Below are 17,642 nucleotides of genomic sequence, written 5' to 3' on the forward strand. Positions count from 1 at the left end.
TTAGGTTTGCACTATCTTTGCAGCTTGAAACTGTAAAATAGAATGCACATTGGACTGGCTATATAGTTTATTCGTTGAACACTCCGCCTTGCAGGCGGTTGTGGTACTCTCGTTGATTTCCGCTATCGGATTGGGATTGGGAAAGATACATGTTTGCGGCATTTCATTGGGAGTGACGTTTGTATTCTTTGCCGGCATCATTGCCGGGCATTTCGGGTTGTCCATAGACCCGCAGATGCTGAATTATGCGGAAAGCTTCGGGCTGGTGATATTTGTGTATGCTTTGGGCTTGCAGGTGGGACCGGGCTTTTTCAGTTCTTTCCGTAAAGGAGGGGTACAGCTGAATATGCTCGCCACGGGTGTAGTGCTCATCGGCACCCTGCTGACTGTAGTGGGCAGCTATGGATTGGGAGTATCCCTGCCGGATATGGTGGGCATACTTTGCGGTGCCACGACAAATACACCGGCACTCGGTGCGGCACAGCAGACATTGAAACAGATGGGATTGGAGACCAGTACACCTGCTTTGGGGTGTGCGGTGGCATATCCGCTGGGGGTGGTAGGGGTCATTCTGGCCGTACTGTTCATCCGTAAGACGCTGGCGCATAAGGAAGACCTGGAATTGAAAGAGAAGGATGATGTGAACAAGCCTTATATTGTTGCGTTCCAGGTGCACAATCCTGCCATCTTCAACAAGAGTATCAAGGAAATAGGCGGGCTGAACAGCTATCCGAAGTTTGTGATTTCCCGCTTGTGGCGGGATGGGAATGTGAGTATTCCTACTTCGGAAAAGATTATAAAGGAAGGTGACCGCCTGCTGGTGATTACCTCGGAGAAAAATACACCGGCACTGACCGTGCTCTTCGGCGAGCAGGAGCATACCGACTGGAACAAGGAAGATATAGACTGGAATGCCATTGACAGCCAGCTGATTTCGCAACGTATCGTGGTGACACGTCCGGAGCTGAACGGCAAGAAGCTGGGCTCTCTCCATCTGCGTAATCATTACGGTATCAATATCAGCCGGGTTTATCGCAGTGGCGTGCAGTTGTTGGCCACAGCGGAACTGACCTTGCAATTGGGTGACCGCCTGACCGTAGTGGGCGAAGCCGCTGCCATACAAAATGTGGAGAAGGTGCTGGGCAATGCAGTGAAAAGCCTGAAGGAACCGAACCTGGTGGCGGTATTTATCGGCATTGTCATCGGTCTGGCTTTGGGAGCGATTCCTATTTCCATTCCCGGCATCAGCGCTCCCGTACGGCTCGGATTGGCAGGAGGTCCTATCATCGTAGGTATTCTTATCGGGACATTCGGTCCGAGGATGCACATGGTGACTTATACTACGCGCAGTGCGAACCTGATGCTCCGCGCATTGGGGTTGTCTCTTTATCTGGCTTGCCTGGGACTGGATGCAGGTGCCCATTTCTTCGATACGGTATTCCGGCCGGAAGGACTGTTATGGATTGCCATAGGTTTTGCGCTGACTGTGGTTCCGGTATTGATTATGGGTATCGTTACCTTCAAGTGGCTGAAGATAGATTTCGGAACAATGGCAGGTATGCTGTGCGGAAGCATGGCAAACCCCATGGCGCTGAACTACGCCAACGACACCATCCCGGGAGACAATCCGTCTGTAGCGTACGCTACGGTCTATCCGCTGTGTATGTTTCTACGGGTAATCATAGCCCAAGTGCTGCTCATGTTCTTCATTAATGGATAATGGGGAATGGAGGGCACTATTAATTATCAACTATCAATTATTCAATTAAATAACTATGGGAAATATAACTCCGGAAAGTATTGTCAATGACTTGCGTTATTTGCAATTATTATCACGCAGTTTTCCTACCATTGCTGATGCCAGTACAGAAATCATCAATCTGGAGGCCATTCTGAATCTGCCGAAAGGTACAGAGCATTTTCTGACGGATATTCATGGCGAGTATGAGGCTTTTCAGCATGTGCTGAAGAATGCATCGGGGGTAGTGAAACGTAAGGTGAACGAAATATTCGGGCATACACTGCGCGAAAGTGAGAAGAAGGAAATCTGTACGTTAATTTATTATCCGGAAGAGAAGCTGCAACTTATCAAGGAGCAGGAAACGGACCTGGATGACTGGTATTTGATAACACTGAACCAGTTGGTAAAAGTATGCCAGAACGTTTCGTCCAAATATACCCGTTCGAAAGTACGCAAGGCACTTCCAGCAGAGTTCTCGTATATCATTCAAGAGCTGTTGCACGAATCGAGCATCGAACCTAACAAACATGCCTATATCAATGTCATAATCAGTACCATTATCTCTACGAAGCGTGCGGATGATTTTATTGTGGCGATGTGCAACCTTATCCAGCGCTTGACCATCGACTCGCTGCATATCGTGGGCGATATATACGACCGCGGACCGGGTGCGCATATTATCATGGATACTCTCTGTGATTATCATAATTTCGACATCCAATGGGGTAACCACGATATTCTGTGGATGGGTGCCGCATCGGGTAATGATGCTTGTATAGCCAACGTAATCCGTATGTCGATGCGCTATGCTAATTTAGCAACGCTGGAGGATGGTTATGGCATCAATCTGTTGCCGCTTGCAACGTTTGCCATGGATACCTATGCGGATGACCCTTGCACCATCTTTGCACCGAAAATGAACTTTGCCGATGCGGAATACAATGAGAAGACCTTGCGGCTGATTACACAGATGCATAAGGCGATTACGGTTATCCAGTTGAAACTGGAAGCGGAAATCATCAGCCGTCGTCCTGAGTTCGGTATGGAGAACCGGAAACTGCTGCATCTGGTGGATTTCGAGCGTGGTGTGTTTGTATACGAAGGCAAGGAATATCCGTTGCGCGATGTGAATTTCCCCACCGTAGACCCGGCGGACCCGTATCGTCTGTCGGACGAAGAGCGCGAACTGATGCACCGGATTCATTCTTCTTTCATGAACAGCGAGAAGATGAAGAAGCACATGCGCTGCTTGTTTACGTATGGCGGCATGTATCTGGTGTGCAACAGTAACCTGCTTTATCATGCTTCCGTGCCTCTGAATGCGGACGGCAGTTTTAAACATGTCCGCATCGGCCAAAAGGAATACTGGGGACGTAAGTTGCTGAAAAAGACCGACCAGCTGATACGTACCGCTTACTTTGACGAGGACGGTTCGGACGAGAAACAGTTTGCACTGGATTATGTCTGGTACATGTGGTGCGGACCGGATGCCCCTTCCTTCGATAAAGACAAGATGGCTACCTTTGAACGCTATTTTGTGGCCGACAAAACATTGCATAAGGAGACGAAAGGGCATTACTATGCTTTGCGCAACGAGGCTGAGGTGTGTGACCGCATTCTTGAAGAGTTCGGCGTGAAGCCGGGGCCACATTCGCATATCATCAACGGACATGTACCGGTAAAGACCATTAAAGGTGAGAAACCCATCAAAGCGGATGGTAAGCTGCTGGTGATTGACGGTGGTTTTTCAAAAGCCTATCAGCCGGAAACGGGAATTGCGGGATATACGCTGGTATATCATTCCCACGGCTTGCAGTTGGTGCAGCATGAGCCGTTCCAGAGCCGTCAGAAAGCCATTGAAGAAGGGCAAGACATCAAGTCTACAACCCTGGTTGTCGAATTCAATTCGCAGCGTATGATGGTGAAGGATACGGATAAAGGAAGTGAACTCGTTACGCAGATTCAGGATTTGATGAAACTGCTGGTGGCGTATAGGACGGGGCTGATTAAGGAGAAACAATAATTTATAATTTCAGTATCGTCACCCCGCCCTCTACAATGATTCCTTTGTCATAGGTTTTCCCTTGGGTGTAGTAGCGGCTGCCGCCATAACCGCCGGTGAGGAATATGCCAAAGCGCTCGGTCAGGTGGTATTCCAGATTGACACGTGCCTGGAGGGCATAGAGACGTGCCGGAATGCCGTAGTCCTTGTTCTTGAAGGTTTCTATATGTTGGTATCCCAGATCTCCGCTGATGAACAGCTGTTTGTAGAGCGGTAATTCAAGACCGGCACGGTAGAAGAGGGAAGCGGAAAACTTATCGCCGAAATCCAGATACTGGGTACCGCCGCCGAGGATGGTATAGAAGAGCCGGTTCTTGAAACGGGCACCTACATTCAGCTTGGTGGCATTACCACCGAAAAACATCAGTTGAACTTTTGTTTGGGGATTGGCATTGACTAATCCCAACTGGAAGCCGTCTAATTTTTCTTTGTAGTAGTTGAATAGACCTATTTGAAGCCCTTTGGCGCGTATAGCCATATTGGCAGCACCTATTTGTAATCCTCGGGCTGTACCACCCACCACATTGCCCAGGCCGGAAACCTGAACACCGGTCATATCTCCGGCAGTGATGTTGGCAAGGGCAGACATCTGCATGCCATTCAAGTCTTCACCGATTACGCTTAGCAGGCCGGCTCCTGAAAATCCTTTGAAATTTCCACCGGAAATATTGGCGAGTCCGGCAAAGTGTATGCCGGAAGCACCTTCTCCGCTGATATTCAACAAGCCGCCTATGGAGGCGCCACGATTATAGTCCCCACTGATGTTTGCCAGACCGGAAATAATGATGCCTTGCGCATGATTTCCGTTGATACCTACCAGTCCCGAAACGGATACTCCGATAAGGTTGTTACCATTGATGTTGGTAATTCCTGCTATCTGCACGCCTCGCATGCTTCCCCCCACCATATTTGACAGACCTGCCATCTGTACACCGTTCACATCCCTGCCGGTTACACTGCCAAGAATATTCATGCCGAGACCATTCAGACGGTTCATGGAGGAGAACACACCCAGATTGAAGCAGGTGCTTCCTACGGTGTCAGTCCGCTGTGTGGAGATGTTTTTCCATAAGGAGATATTGATACCTACCGGGCCATGGTCTGTTCGTGGAGAGTGTTGTTTCCGGAAAGTATTTTCGGAGGATTTCTGAATCGTGTCCGGCTGTACGCTGCCCGGATTATGTTCTTGGGCAAGAGTTGTCCCTGCAATGAGCAGGGATGTAAAGAAGAATAAAAGGAGTTGTTTCATATTGGTTGAACCCTATTGGCTTTATCCTTTGGCCTCCTGATACAAGAAGCGCTTGATAGATTTCTTCGGCGTTTTTTCAAATTCTTCAGGATAGATTTTCATTTTGAATATCTGGCTGTATGCGGGCAGTTCTGCATTCAGTGCCACACGGTTTTCCTCCATGACGCGTTCGATGTCGTCATTGTTCAGCCCATGGGCAAAGGCATCATCGAAGTCGGGATAAACCAGACCTACCAGTTTCTCGTTCTGCTGCACGATGATGCTTTCGGCTACGTACGGCATATTGTTCAGTTTGTCTTCTATCTCTTCCGGGTAGATATTCTGACCGCTCGGGCCGAGGAGCATGTTCTTGCTGCGTCCCTTGATGCTAATGTTGCCTTCGGCATCCATCAGGGCAAGGTCTCCGGTGTGCAGCCAGCCGTCTTTGTCGAGTACCTGCACGGTGGCTTCGTCGTTCTTGTAGTAACCCAGCATGACATTGGGACCACGGCAGACAATCTCTCCCGGAATGTTTTCGGGATCGGATGATAGGATTTTCACCTCCATACGCGGTGCGGCCTTTCCGCAAGAACCGGGTTTGAAGCGGGTCCAATCCTCGTAACAGATAATGGGGCCGCATTCCGTCATTCCATAGCCTACCGTATAGGGGAAATCTATCATCTTTAAGAACTGCTCCACTTCCTGGTTGAAGGCAGCTCCTCCTACAATGATTTCTGTAAAGTTTCCGCCAAAGGCTTGAATCATCTGGTCGCGTACGGTCGCTTTTATCTTGTCGTTAATGATGGGTACTTTCAGCAACAGCTTCATGGCGGGAGTTTCCAGCTTGGGCAGTACACTCTTCTTTATAATCTTTTCGATAATGAGCGGAACAGCCACAATCAGGTTAGGCTTCACTTCGGTGAAAGCCTGGAAAATGATTTTGGGGCTGGGCATGCGAGTGAGGAAGAATATGTGGCAACCTACGGCGAATTCATACAGAAACTCGAATGCAAGTCCGTACATATGTGCCATTGGCAGCATGGAGACAATCTTGTCACCGGCTTTCAGCGGCAATACTTCGAAAGCAAAAGTGGTGTTTGACCAAAGGCTGCGGTAGGGCAGCATCACTCCTTTGGAGTAACTGGTGGTGCCGGATGTATAGTTGATGACCGCCAGTTCGTCGGGCTGGTCTTTGTGATAACTGACATGTTCCTTGCGGAAGTTCTTGGGGTATTTCTTACCGAACATTTCGTTGAGATGTTCGCGGGCATAGTCCAACTTTTCGCTGCGGGAGACAAGAATGTAGAAGTCTGCCATCATCATGATGCCCTCCAGCAGCGGCATGGCACTTTCGTTGAGGTTTTCCCAAACCTGGTCGCCTACGAAAAGCAGTTTGGCTTCGGAATGGTTCACGATGTTGTGTACATTGTCTGCCTTGAACTCGTGAAGGATGGGGACGATTACCGCACCGTAGGTCAATGTCGCGAGGAATGTTACGCCCCAGTGGGAACTGTTGCGGCCACAGACGGCAATCTTATCGCCTTTCTTGATGCCGCTTGCCTCGAAAATGATATGCAACTTTTCTATTTTGCGGGCTACGTCCTTATATTGTAGGGTTGCTCCCTTGTAGTCGGTCAGAGCGTCTAAATCCCAATTTTCCTTTATGCTATTCTCTATATAGGCGATAAAACTTTGTTCCATGATATTTAATTGCACATTTGATTGAAAATTGTGCAAATATAAGGGTTTATATATAGAAAGCAAACTTTTATAAGGAAAATAGTTTTTATGGCGGCTATTTGCTAAAACTCGACAGTTATACCTAAAGTAGGCAGGATAGTGCCGCTTTCCTGCTTGAGGTATTTCATTTTATAGCGCTGTTCGGCAACAGGAGCGGACGGATTTTCGATGATGCCCGTACTCATTATCACATCCGGCTGTTTCAGTTTGTTGCCGGTGATATTCTGTATGTCCAGGTAGATTCCTATCATGCAGTGATGGAAGTAGAAGGACTTGTCCACACGCAAGTCTAACTGGGCAAAGTTGGGCAGCCGCCCGGTATTATAGTACGCATAGTCGTAGTAGGGCTGTCCTTTGGCATCCCATGCTTCTACGAGTGATGATTTGTCTTCATCATAGGGAGTGTAGGGGCTGCCGCCTATATAGCTTAGCTTGCCTCCTATGCTCCAGCGCCGGGGCAGGTTGTATGTACCGCTCATGTTGAGTATGAAACGGTTGTCCCAGGCAGATGGAATGAAGTCTTCATTTGAACGGTTGCGGTATTCGCTGCGGTATAAGGTGAAGGAGGATACGAGATTGAACTTGCCGGATGCCTGCCAGCGGAACATGGTTTCCAGTCCGTAGGCCCTGCCGCTGGCTGTAGGGACGAGTGCTTCATTGCCGGTGACACCGTAATCGTTTCCTTTGCATGCCAACGGAATGTTGTCTTGAAGGGAAAGTGGCATACGGCTGTAACGCTTGAAGAAACCTTCTGCAGAAACCATGAACCGGTCTTGCAGGTGCCAGTCCAGACCGAGGCTACTTTCAAAGACCTGCATGTACTTCAGGCCTTTGTTGAGATATTGCTCTTCATTGTCTTTATATCCCAAAGCGGTGTAGGGAGGCAATTGGTGGTAGAGGCCGGTACTTCCGCTCAGGGTCCATTGTTCCGAGAGTTTGTAGGATGCAGAGAGGCGTGGGGAGAACTGTTTCCATAGCTGCCGCATCTTTCGGTTGTAAGTGTTGCCGTCCATACGGATACCGGCGGAAAGGGCGAGACGCTTGTCGGCGGTGGTATAGTCGGAAGAGAAGAAAGCACCCCAGCCGAAGATGTTGAGTGAGGTTTCGTAGATGGAAAGCGTACCCGAATGACTGCCGTATAGTCTTTGCCGGCTGTGGTTTGTATAGATGGAGTTGTTCAGTTCTGCTCCTTCTTTTAGGGTCCATGCTCCCAAGCGCGTCTGGTTTTCAAAACGCAGGGTGGTCTTTTGCTCTGTGGAGCGTAGGCGCAGGGTCAGGTTGTCTTCGGAAGAGTCATCGTTGTTGCGGTATTTCAGATTGCGGTTGTTCAGGTAGTTATGGCTCAGTATAAGGGATTGCACGTGTCTTCCATTGTAGTGTCTGTAAGAGGCTCCGAGAGTGAATGTTTCCTGATGGATGGTGGGGAGATAGCTGAGCAGATATTCGGCATCTTCTCCTTTTTCATCGGTATTCAGTTTCATCTTGTCAATGCCTACGAGACCAAGCAGGGTCAGCTCGCTGTGCTTGTTGAAACGGGTTTTTGTTTTGAATTGTCCGTCAATGAAATTGGGCAGGAAGGGCAGTCCCAAAGCCTTGAACAAAAGTTGCAGGTAGGACTGGCGTGCAGAGAACAGATAAGTGGTGCGTTGTCCCAGGTGTCCTGCTCCGCTGAGCGAGACTTCTGATGCACCGATGGTGGCTTTGAACGCCTGCTTGTCCGGATTGCCGTCCTTGAGGCGGAAGTCGAGGACGGAACTCAAGGCTCCGGAGCGGTTGGCGGGGAAGGCGCCCGTATAAAATGTAATCTCGCGTATCAGGTCGGCATTGACAATGCTTACCGGTCCTCCGGATGCACCTTGAGTGGCAAAGTGGTTGATGTTGGGAATTTCGATGCCATCCATATAAAAGCGGTTTTCGGAAGGAGAACCGCCCCGAACAATCAAGTCGTTTCGATAGCCGATGGGAGAGAAAGAGACACCGGGATAGGAGCGTACGATGCGCGAGACATCCCGGTTGGCTCCGGGACTTTTCTCTATTTCCTGCAGGCCGATGATACGCATGCTGACCGGGCTTTCGATACTTCGCCGGAAGGGGGAAGGCATCACCACTACTGTGTTCAGCAGATTGGCATCCTCTTCCATCTCTATCTCAATGAACGGAGTTGAGGCTGAAACGATATATTCGGGGGTGGAAACAGTCTGGTATCCTATGCAGGATGCCTCAAGGCTATAAATGCCTGGAGGCACCTGCTCTATCTTGAATGTGCCGAGTGAATCGGTGGAAGCCCCTTTCCCGGGGATACCGGCAACGAAAACGTTGGCGTAGGCCACGGGTTGTCTGGACTGTCTGTCGATGACTTTGCCGCGAACGGAATAGGTCACGGGAACCATCATGGCATGTACGGTTGGGCTGATACCTGATAAAAGTATCAGCAATATAAACAATATAGCTCCCACCTTGTGCCGCATGACATTCATGGCTAATCAGACGTCACTAATTACTTTCCCAAGTACCATCGGTACATGCGTTGCACACCTTCCTCGATATCAATCTTATGATGCCATCCCAATGCATGTAACTTGCCGGGATCGGTCAGTTTGCGCATGGTGCCGTCGGGTTTGGAAGTGTCGAAGGTCAGCCGGCCTTGATAACCTACGGTGTTGACAATCAGTTCTGCCAACTGGCGGATAGTGATTTCCTTGCCCGTACCGATATTGATGTGGCAGTTGCGGATTTCCTTGTCGTCCGGCTTGAAGGTATCTTTGAAGTCGACGTGTTCCATGACGAAGACGCTGGCATCTGCCATCTCCTCGCTCCAGAGGAATTCGCGCAAGGGGGTGCCGGTACCCCATAATCTCACTTCTTCTTCGCTGATGCCGTATTTCCGGAGGATATTCAGAATGTCCTCTTTGCTGCTGTCGCCGTTGATGCCTTCTACCGGACGCAGGTTCATGTCGTGGCGTACGGCATTCCAGTCGCCTTGTTTCAGGCAGTGGGCAAGGTGTATCTTGCGTATCATGGCGGGGAGCACGTGGCTGCGTTCCAGGTCGAAGTTGTCGTTGGGGCCGTAAAGGTTGGTGGGCATCACGGCAATGTAGTTCGTACCATATTGAAGATTGAAGCTTTCGCACATTTTCAGTCCAGCTATTTTGGCGATGGCATAGGGCTCGTTCGTGTATTCCAGCGGAGAAGTGAGGAGTGCGTCTTCTTGCATCGGCTGTTCGGCATTACGGGGATAAATGCAAGTACTGCCAAGAAAGAGAAGTTTTTTCACTCCGTGGCGGAAGCTTTCACCGATGACGTTCTGCTGTATCTGCAGGTTCTTGTAGATGAAATCGGCACGGTAGATACTGTTGGCCATAATGCCACCCACAAAGGCGGCGGCAAGGAATACATATTCGGGCTGCTCCTCATCGAAGAAGCGGCGTACAGCAACTCCGTCGAGCAGATCGAGTTCTTTGTGGGTCTTGCCGATGAGATTGGTGTATCCTTTCTCCTGAAGATTTTTCCAGATGGCAGAACCTACCAGTCCCCGGTGGCCTGCTACATATATTTTGGCATTTTTGTCTAACATTATTGTCTGAAAGTTTAATAGTTCATTCAAAGCTCTTTGCTTCTTAAATACAGTTTCTTCACAAATTTCATGTCGTGCTCTGCCATGATGCGTACCAACTCTTCAAAACTGGTCTGCCTCGGATTCCATCCCAGCAGTGTTTTTGCTTTGGTGGGGTCGCCCAGCAATTGTTCCACTTCGGCAGGCCGGAAATATTTGGGGTCGACTTCCACGAGGACTTTTCCGGTCTGTGTGTCGATACCCTTCTCATCCACTCCCTGGCCTTCCCAGCGCAGAGTGATGCCTACCTCCCGGAATGCCAGTGTCGCAAATTCGCGTACGGTATGCATTTCTCCGGTGGCAATGACGAAGTCTTCGGGGGTGTCGTGCTGCAGGATGAGCCACATGCACTCGATGTAGTCTTTGGCATATCCCCAGTCGCGCCGGGCATCCAGATTGCCCAGATACAGCTTGTCCTGGAAGCCTTGGGCGATGCGGGCAGCCGCCAGTGTGATTTTTCTTGTCACGAAGGTTTCACCTCGGCGTTCGCTCTCGTGGTTGAAGAGTATGCCGTTTACAGCAAACATGCCATAGCTTTCGCGGTAGTTCTTTGTAATCCAAAAGCCATATTGTTTGGCTACGCCATAAGGACTGCGGGGATAGAACGGGGTTGTCTCGCTTTGCGGCACTTCCTGTACTTTTCCGAAAAGCTCGGAAGTGGAGGCCTGGTAAATGCGTGTCTTCTTTTCCATACCGAGAATGCGTACGGCTTCGAGCATGCGCAGGGTGCCTACGGCATCGGTTTCGGCGGTATATTCGGGCACGTCGAAGGATACTTTGACATGGCTTTGGGCGGCAAGGTTATATATTTCGTCCGGCTGCACACTCTGGATGATACGGATGAGAGAGCTGGAGTCTGTCATGTCTCCATAGTGCAGGTTAATGGTACGTTTCTGTTTCATGTCGCGTACCCACTCATCGAAGTAGAGGTGTTCGATGCGGCCGGTGTTGAAAGAGGAAGAGCGACGCAGGATACCGTGCACTTCATATCCTTTCTGCAGGAGGAATTCGGCAAGGAACGAGCCGTCCTGCCCGGTAATGCCGGAGATAAGGGCTTTCTTCATAATGTATGCTTTTTGTTATTATGTCTTTTCGGACTGCAATATTCGTTATTTTCCACGAGATGGCAAAATATAAACTATTTCTTTCCCATCACTTTGTCGATAATCAGTGCGATTGCCCCGTCGCCCGTCACATTGCAGGCAGTGCCGAAGCTGTCCATCGCTATGTATAGTGCGATCATCAGCGCTTGTGCCGACTCGTCGAAGCCCAGCATGGATTGCAGGATGCCCAGTGATGCCATGATGGCGCCTCCCGGTACCCCGGGAGCGGCCACCATAGTGATGCCCAGCATGAAGATGAATCCTGCAAATAGAGGGAAATCATGGGGCATGCCTTGCATTATCATCAGTGCCAGGGCGCATGCCACAATCTTCAATGTGCTGCCCGACAGATGGATGGTGGCGCAAAGTGGGATGACGAATCCGGCAATATCGGCAGAGACGCCGTTCTTCCGACTCTGCTCCAATGTTACGGGGATAGTGGCGGCACTGGATTGAGTGCCCAAAGCCGTGAAGTAGGCAGGTATCATCCGTCCCAGTAGTTTGAGAGGGTTCTTGCGGACAAACAGTGCCGCAATGCTGTATTGGAATACCAGGAGAAAGATGTGAAGCAGGAAGATTACACCGATAATCTTAATAAAGACCATCAAGATGCCGAATACTTGTCCACTGTGCGTCATGTTGAGGAAAATGCCGAAAATATAGATGGGAAGCAGCGGCAATATCACTGCACTGATCATGCGGATGACAATCTCTTGAAAATCGCGTGCCGCATTTTTCAGTACCTCACTTTTCAGATGAGCCAGACCCAGCCCCAGTGTGAAGGCAAGTACGAGTGCGGTCATAACATTCATCAAGGGCGGGATGCCCACGGAAAAATAGGGAAGAATGCCTTGAGATTCACTGACTTTTTCTAACGGTACCCCGGTTTCTATGAGGGAAGGAAATACCGCCATACCGGTGAAGTAGGAGAGAAAACCGGAGAATAGAGTAGCTCCGTAAGCAATGAGTGCCGTAACGACCAGCATCCGTCCGGCTCCTTTGCCGATGTCAGCAATGGCAATCGTGACCAGTCCCACAATGATGAGGGGGATGGAGAAGTTCAGGAATTCACTGAAAATGGCATTGAAGGTTACGAACAGCCGTACCAGCGAAGCCGGTAGGAAATTTCCGAAAAGTATACCTAAGATAATGGCAATGATGATGCGTGGCAATAATCCGATGTGGAAGTTCTTCATGAGCATTGGTTTTCTTTCTGGTTGAAAAATAGGCTTTCGCTGACAAAAGTACTATTTTATTTTCGTAATTCATACGAACAAATGCTGTTAGCATTTTGTTTCCATATAAAGACAAAATTTACATGAATATGAAGAATTTAAATAAAACAGACATTGGACTTATCGGTCTGGCAGTTATGGGCGAGAATTTGGCCCTCAATATGGCAGATAAGGGATGGAATGTTTCGGTATATAATCGTACGGTTCCGGGAGTGGAAGAAGGGGTGGTGGAACGTTTTGTGAACGGCCGCGCCAAAGGGAAAAAAATTGAAGGCTATACAGATATAGCCGAATTTGTAATTTCCATTGCCATACCCCGCAAAATAATGATGATGGTTCGTGCTGGCAGTGCGGTGGATGAGCTGATGGAACAGCTGTTTCCCCATTTGTCCGAAGGGGATATCCTGATTGACGGTGGCAATTCCAATTATGAGGACACCAACCGGCGTGTGGCATTGGCCGAAAAGAAAGGCTTCCGTTTTGTGGGAGCCGGAGTTTCCGGTGGAGAGGAAGGAGCACTGAACGGCGCGTCTATCATGCCCGGAGGCTCTGAAAGTGCCTGGCCTGAGGTGAAGCCTATCCTGCAGAGTATTGCGGCAAAAGCATCTGACGGTACTCCGTGCTGCCAGTGGATTGGTCCTGCCGGTTCCGGTCATTTCGTCAAGATGATACATAACGGTATCGAATATGGAGATATGCAGCTTATTGCCGAAGCTTATTGGGTGATGAAGAATCTGCTGGGTCTGGACAATGGACAGATGGCGGAAATCTTTGCTGATTGGAATGAGGGCAAGTTGCGTAGCTATCTCATTGAAATTACCGTCAACATACTGCGTCATAAGGACAAATCAGAAGGTTACCTGATAGATAAGATATTGGATACTGCCGGACAGAAAGGTACGGGCAAGTGGTCCGTTATCAATGCGATGGAGCTGGGCATGCCGCTGGGGTTGATTGCTACGGCTGTGTTCGAACGTAGTTTGTCGGCACAGAAGGGCTTGCGTGAAACGGCTTCCAAGCAATTTGTATGCCGACGCTCGCAGGCAGTGTACAACAAGTCGGAGATGGTGAAGGATATCTATTCCGCACTCTATGCTTCCAAATTGGTGTCATATGCTCAGGGATTTGCTGTGTTGCAGCGTGCATCCGACGCTTTTGCCTGGAACCTCGATTTGGCATCCATCGCCCGCATGTGGCGGGGTGGCTGCATCATCCGTAGTATTTTCCTGAACGACATAGCTACGGCTTTCGAGGCTAAAGACAAGCCCAAACATCTGCTGTTGGCACCTTATTTCAAAAATGAAATGCAGCTGCTGCTTTCCGGCTGGAAACATCTGGTGGCACAATCCATGAAAGAGGAACTTCCGGTACCTGCATTCTCGTCCGCCTTGAATTATTTCTATTCGCTGGTGTCTGCCAAGTTGCCTGCCAATATGATTCAGGCGCAACGTGACTATTTTGGTGCGCATACCTTTGAAAGGACAGACGAGTTGCGTGGACAGTTTTTCCATGAAAATTGGACGGGACACGGAGGAGATACGAAATCGGGTACATACAATGTGTGAGAAAGGGGAGAAGATGATGAAGAAATTAGTGATTGTTATATTCGGTGCTTCGGGTGACTTGACGAAGCGCAAACTGATGCCGGCGCTCTATACTTTATATAGTGGCGGGCGGTTGCCGGAAGGATTCTCCATTCTGGGGATAGGACGCACCGAGTATACGGATGCCCGTTACCAAGAATATATAATGGGTGAATTGGGTAAGTTTGTAGCTTCCAAAGAGCAGGTGGAAGATAAAATGAAGGATTTTTGCAGCCATCTGCATTACCAGACTTTGGACCCTGCCGAGGTTGAAGGCTATCATCTGCTGGACGGACGTTTACAAGAGTTTACCGGTGAGAAGAAACCGGACAACCTGCTGTTCTATCTGGCTACTCCACCTTCCTTGTACGGTGTCATTCCCTTGCACTTGAAGGCGGCCGGTCTGAACCGTCCTGATACGCGTATCATCGTTGAAAAGCCGTTCGGTTACGATTTGGAGTCGGCCAGAAAGCTGAATAGCATTTATGCTTCCGTTTTCAAGGAGCATCAGATTTATCGCATCGACCATTTTCTGGGTAAGGAAACGGCGCAGAACATTCTCGCCTTCCGTTTTGCCAACGGAATCTTCGAACCGCTATGGAACCGTAATTATATAGACTATGTGGAGATTACAGCCGTAGAGAATTTGGGTATCGAAGGACGTGGCGGATTCTATGAAGGTGCCGGAGCCCTGCGCGATATGGTACAAAACCACCTCATACAGCTTGTGGCGCTCACTGCATTGGAACCGCCTGCCGTTTTCAATGCCGATAATTTCCGCAACGAGGTGGTGAAGGTCTATGAGTCATTGGCCCCCTTGAAAGAGGAGGATTTGGAGGAACACATTGTCCGCGGACAATATACGGCTTCGGGCTCGAAAGCCGGGTATAGGGAAGAGAAGAACGTGGCACCTAATTCGCGTACCGAAACGTATATTGCCATGAAAATCGGTATTAACAACTGGCGGTGGAAGGGTGTTCCTTTCTATATCCGTACCGGCAAACAAATGCCGACAAAGGTGACTGAGATTGTTGTACATTTCCGTGAGACGCCCCATCAGATGTTCCGTTGCGAGGGTGGACATTGTCCCCGCGCGAATAAGCTGATTCTCCGCCTGCAACCCAATGAAGGCATTGTGCTGAAATTCGGCATGAAGACTCCCGGACCGGGATTTGACGTGAAGCAGGTGATGATGGACTTCAGTTATGACCAGTTGGGCGGGTTGCCTACCGGCGATGCCTATGCCCGTCTGATAGAGGACTGCATACAAGGTGATCCTACACTCTTTACCCGCAGTGACGCGGTAGAGGCTTCATGGCGCTTTTTCGATCCCGTGTTGCGTTATTGGAAAGAGCATACGGATGCTCCTTTATATGGGTATCCCGTAGGTACGTGGGGACCTTTGGAAAGTGAAGCAATGATGCACGAACATGGTGCTGAGTGGACCAATCCGTGTAAGAATTTGACTAATACAGATGAATATTGCGAGTTATGAAAAGTTATGTTTACCATTCGGCTACAGCTACGGCGCATGCGTTGATTGAACATTTGATTGCGATGATGGAGCGTGAACCGGAAAAGACCTTTTATTTTGCATTCAGTGGGGGAAGTACTCCTTCGCTGATGTTTGACATTTGGGCTAACGAATACAAGGAGGTGACTCCTTGGATGCGGATGCGGATTTATTGGGTGGACGAACGGTGTGTGCCGGCAGAGGATTATGAGAGCAATTATGGTACCATGCGCCGTTTGCTGTTGGATGAAGTAGGCATGCCCGATGAATACGTTTACCCTATTTATGGAGTGAACCGCCCGGAGATTGAAGCAAAGAACTATTCGACGCTGGTTTGCCGCACGGTTCCGCTTTGGGGTGGCTTCCCGGCCTTCGATGTCGTTTTGCTCGGTGCTGGAGACGACGGGCATACCTCCTCTATCTTTCCGGGGCAGGAGTATCTGCTTTCTTCCTTTCATCCTTATGAGGTGAGTGTCAATCCCTATAATGGGCAGAAACGCATAGCCATGACCGGCTGCCTTTTGTTTGCTGCGAAGAATCTTATTTTCTTTGTTACCGGCAAGAATAAGGCGGATGTGGTCCGCGATATTCTTGATTCCGGGGATACCGGTCCGGCAGCTTATGTGGCCCACCATGCCGAGCGTGTGGAATTGTTCCTCGATGCTCAGGCCAATGGCGGGAAAATGTTTACTTAGATGTGCCGCTCTCCAGAATGCTTACGATGGAGAATAATGTAAAGCAGATGCCTCCCAAACCAGCCAGTACACGTGCAGGTACAAAATAGGCATTGTGCAGGTTTGCCATCTCAAACAGAAAGGCGGAGAGAAACAGACAAGCCAGGGCTGTGAAGACCGGAATCAGCGGGATGCGGTTGGCCAGCTTGAAAGTGTTCCGCCAGATGGCGGCAAGCAGGATGACTTTGCTGGAAATGCTGTAGCATACCAGTCCCAGACCTATCATAATATATCCTGTGGAGGAGAGTGCCGGATTGCTGTTGGCTAAGACCAGAAGTCCCCAGAGAATGCTGATGCTGCCCATTATCAAAACAAGGGCTGGCCACCGTTTCCGCTCAGCCTTTGTATAGTTGTTGCGTATCTGGCGGACGATGGTTGCAACCAGCGCCACCAGGCTGGAACAGATACAAGCAAGTCCTGCCATGACATGGCCTGCTACATAATATGCATTGTGCCCGCTGCTTTTTGACAATAGCCAGAAGGCCCATATCCATGCCATTACTGCCATAAGGGTGGCAACTGCTATTAGGATATATCCCTGGGAGGAATTGAATGCATCGGCAGGTTGTAGCTGGTCGGTACGTTCCGAGTTGGCGGGAATGAGGGTGAAGCGGGTGGAGGCTGTGGCTGTGGTAGCTACACAAGCTGTGATGAAACCGACTCCGCAAATCACGTGTCCTGCTACGAAATTGCTTGCCGTGGCAGCTTCGTGCATATAATTCCAACCATAGATTACTGTGAGTATGGCTGCCAGGTAACCGATAACCGGAAGTGCGTATCTGGCTATCGGATTGTAGGTATGAATAATTTGTCTAATGATTGTTGCCGCTGTGGCGAACAAGGCAATGCAAATCATCCCTAAGGAAAATACTACCGGACCGGCCACAAATTTTGCCGAGTCCACTCCTTCGTGGAGCACAAAGGCTCCGTAGCCGAAACAGAAAAGGGCCATCAACAAGGGTATGGCCCTGAAAAGAATACTGATACCGTAATTCATAACTGTTGTTTTTAGAGTTTCCCCTTCAAACAGCGTTTCTGCGGCTTTGTTCCTCCTTTTAAGATTTATTTGTGATGAGAAGTGCTTGTCTGT

Annotated in this window: 12 protein-coding genes; 5 read left to right on the forward strand and 7 right to left on the reverse strand. The window is 49.5% G+C overall.

Annotated features, from left to right (window positions below; translation table 11 throughout):
* Positions 1-49 precede the first annotated feature (49 nt).
* The gene (locus tag JXR92_RS10515; protein WP_117966592.1) at positions 50-1,720 is read left to right on the forward strand and encodes a putative transporter; all 1,671 of its coding nucleotides are present in this window, start codon (positions 50-52) and stop codon (positions 1,718-1,720) included.
* 55 nt (positions 1,721-1,775) lie between these two features.
* On the forward strand, positions 1,776-3,764 hold the full coding sequence (locus tag JXR92_RS10520) for a fructose-1,6-bisphosphatase (RefSeq protein WP_206897461.1): 1,989 nt from the start codon (positions 1,776-1,778) through the stop codon (positions 3,762-3,764).
* 1 nt (position 3,765) lies between these two features.
* On the opposite strand, the gene JXR92_RS10525 is transcribed toward JXR92_RS10520, so the two are convergent.
* The 6 genes from JXR92_RS10525 to JXR92_RS10550 all read right to left on the reverse strand — a co-directional run bounded on the left by JXR92_RS10525 (position 3,766) and on the right by JXR92_RS10550 (position 12,683).
* Positions 3,766-5,052: an LA_2272 family surface repeat-containing protein gene (locus tag JXR92_RS10525; protein WP_138346229.1), complete on the reverse strand. Its 1,287-nt coding sequence runs from the start codon at positions 5,050-5,052 to the stop codon at positions 3,766-3,768.
* A gap of 21 nt (positions 5,053-5,073) precedes the next feature.
* Positions 5,074-6,732, reverse strand: a complete 1,659-nt coding sequence (locus JXR92_RS10530) for a long-chain fatty acid--CoA ligase (RefSeq protein ID WP_119961684.1) — start codon at positions 6,730-6,732, stop codon at positions 5,074-5,076.
* A gap of 101 nt (positions 6,733-6,833) precedes the next feature.
* A complete protein-coding gene (locus tag JXR92_RS10535) occupies positions 6,834-9,248 on the reverse strand; it encodes a TonB-dependent receptor (protein ID WP_138346230.1) in 2,415 nt (804 codons plus the stop codon).
* Between the two features lie 20 nt (positions 9,249-9,268).
* Positions 9,269-10,345, reverse strand: coding sequence for a GDP-L-fucose synthase family protein (locus tag JXR92_RS10540; protein WP_138346231.1), 1,077 nt, complete (start codon positions 10,343-10,345; stop codon positions 9,269-9,271).
* Between the two features lie 26 nt (positions 10,346-10,371).
* The gene (gene gmd, locus JXR92_RS10545; protein WP_005828049.1) at positions 10,372-11,448 is read right to left on the reverse strand and encodes a GDP-mannose 4,6-dehydratase; all 1,077 of its coding nucleotides are present in this window, start codon (positions 11,446-11,448) and stop codon (positions 10,372-10,374) included.
* 74 nt (positions 11,449-11,522) lie between these two features.
* The gene (locus JXR92_RS10550; protein WP_131226048.1) at positions 11,523-12,683 is read right to left on the reverse strand and encodes a dicarboxylate/amino acid:cation symporter; all 1,161 of its coding nucleotides are present in this window, start codon (positions 12,681-12,683) and stop codon (positions 11,523-11,525) included.
* Positions 12,684-12,811: 128 nt separating this feature from the next.
* Between JXR92_RS10550 and gnd the strand changes: the two genes are divergently transcribed.
* From gnd to pgl, 3 genes are read left to right on the forward strand one after another with little or no spacing between them, the layout of a single operon-like run.
* The gene (gene gnd / locus JXR92_RS10555) at positions 12,812-14,287 is read left to right on the forward strand and encodes a decarboxylating NADP(+)-dependent phosphogluconate dehydrogenase (RefSeq protein WP_138346232.1); all 1,476 of its coding nucleotides are present in this window, start codon (positions 12,812-12,814) and stop codon (positions 14,285-14,287) included.
* Positions 14,288-14,303: 16 nt separating this feature from the next.
* A complete protein-coding gene (gene zwf, locus JXR92_RS10560; protein WP_138346235.1) occupies positions 14,304-15,800 on the forward strand; it encodes a glucose-6-phosphate dehydrogenase in 1,497 nt (498 codons plus the stop codon).
* Complete coding sequence (pgl, locus tag JXR92_RS10565) at positions 15,797-16,513, forward strand: 6-phosphogluconolactonase (RefSeq protein ID WP_117966574.1); 717 nt, start codon at positions 15,797-15,799, stop codon at positions 16,511-16,513. The genes zwf and pgl overlap by 4 nt, the downstream gene beginning before the upstream one ends.
* Here pgl and JXR92_RS10570 read toward each other — a convergent pair.
* Positions 16,506-17,549 carry a DUF2776 family protein gene (locus JXR92_RS10570; protein ID WP_138346233.1) on the reverse strand — a complete coding sequence of 348 codons (1,044 nt, stop codon included), beginning with the start codon at positions 17,547-17,549 and terminating at the stop codon, positions 16,506-16,508. The two genes, pgl and JXR92_RS10570, sit on opposite strands and share 8 nt — an antisense overlap.
* Positions 17,550-17,642: the final 93 nt, after the last annotated feature.

The sequence above is a fragment of the Bacteroides parvus genome (assembly GCF_017309675.2).
Lineage (GTDB): Bacteria > Bacteroidota > Bacteroidia > Bacteroidales > Bacteroidaceae > Bacteroides > Bacteroides uniformis.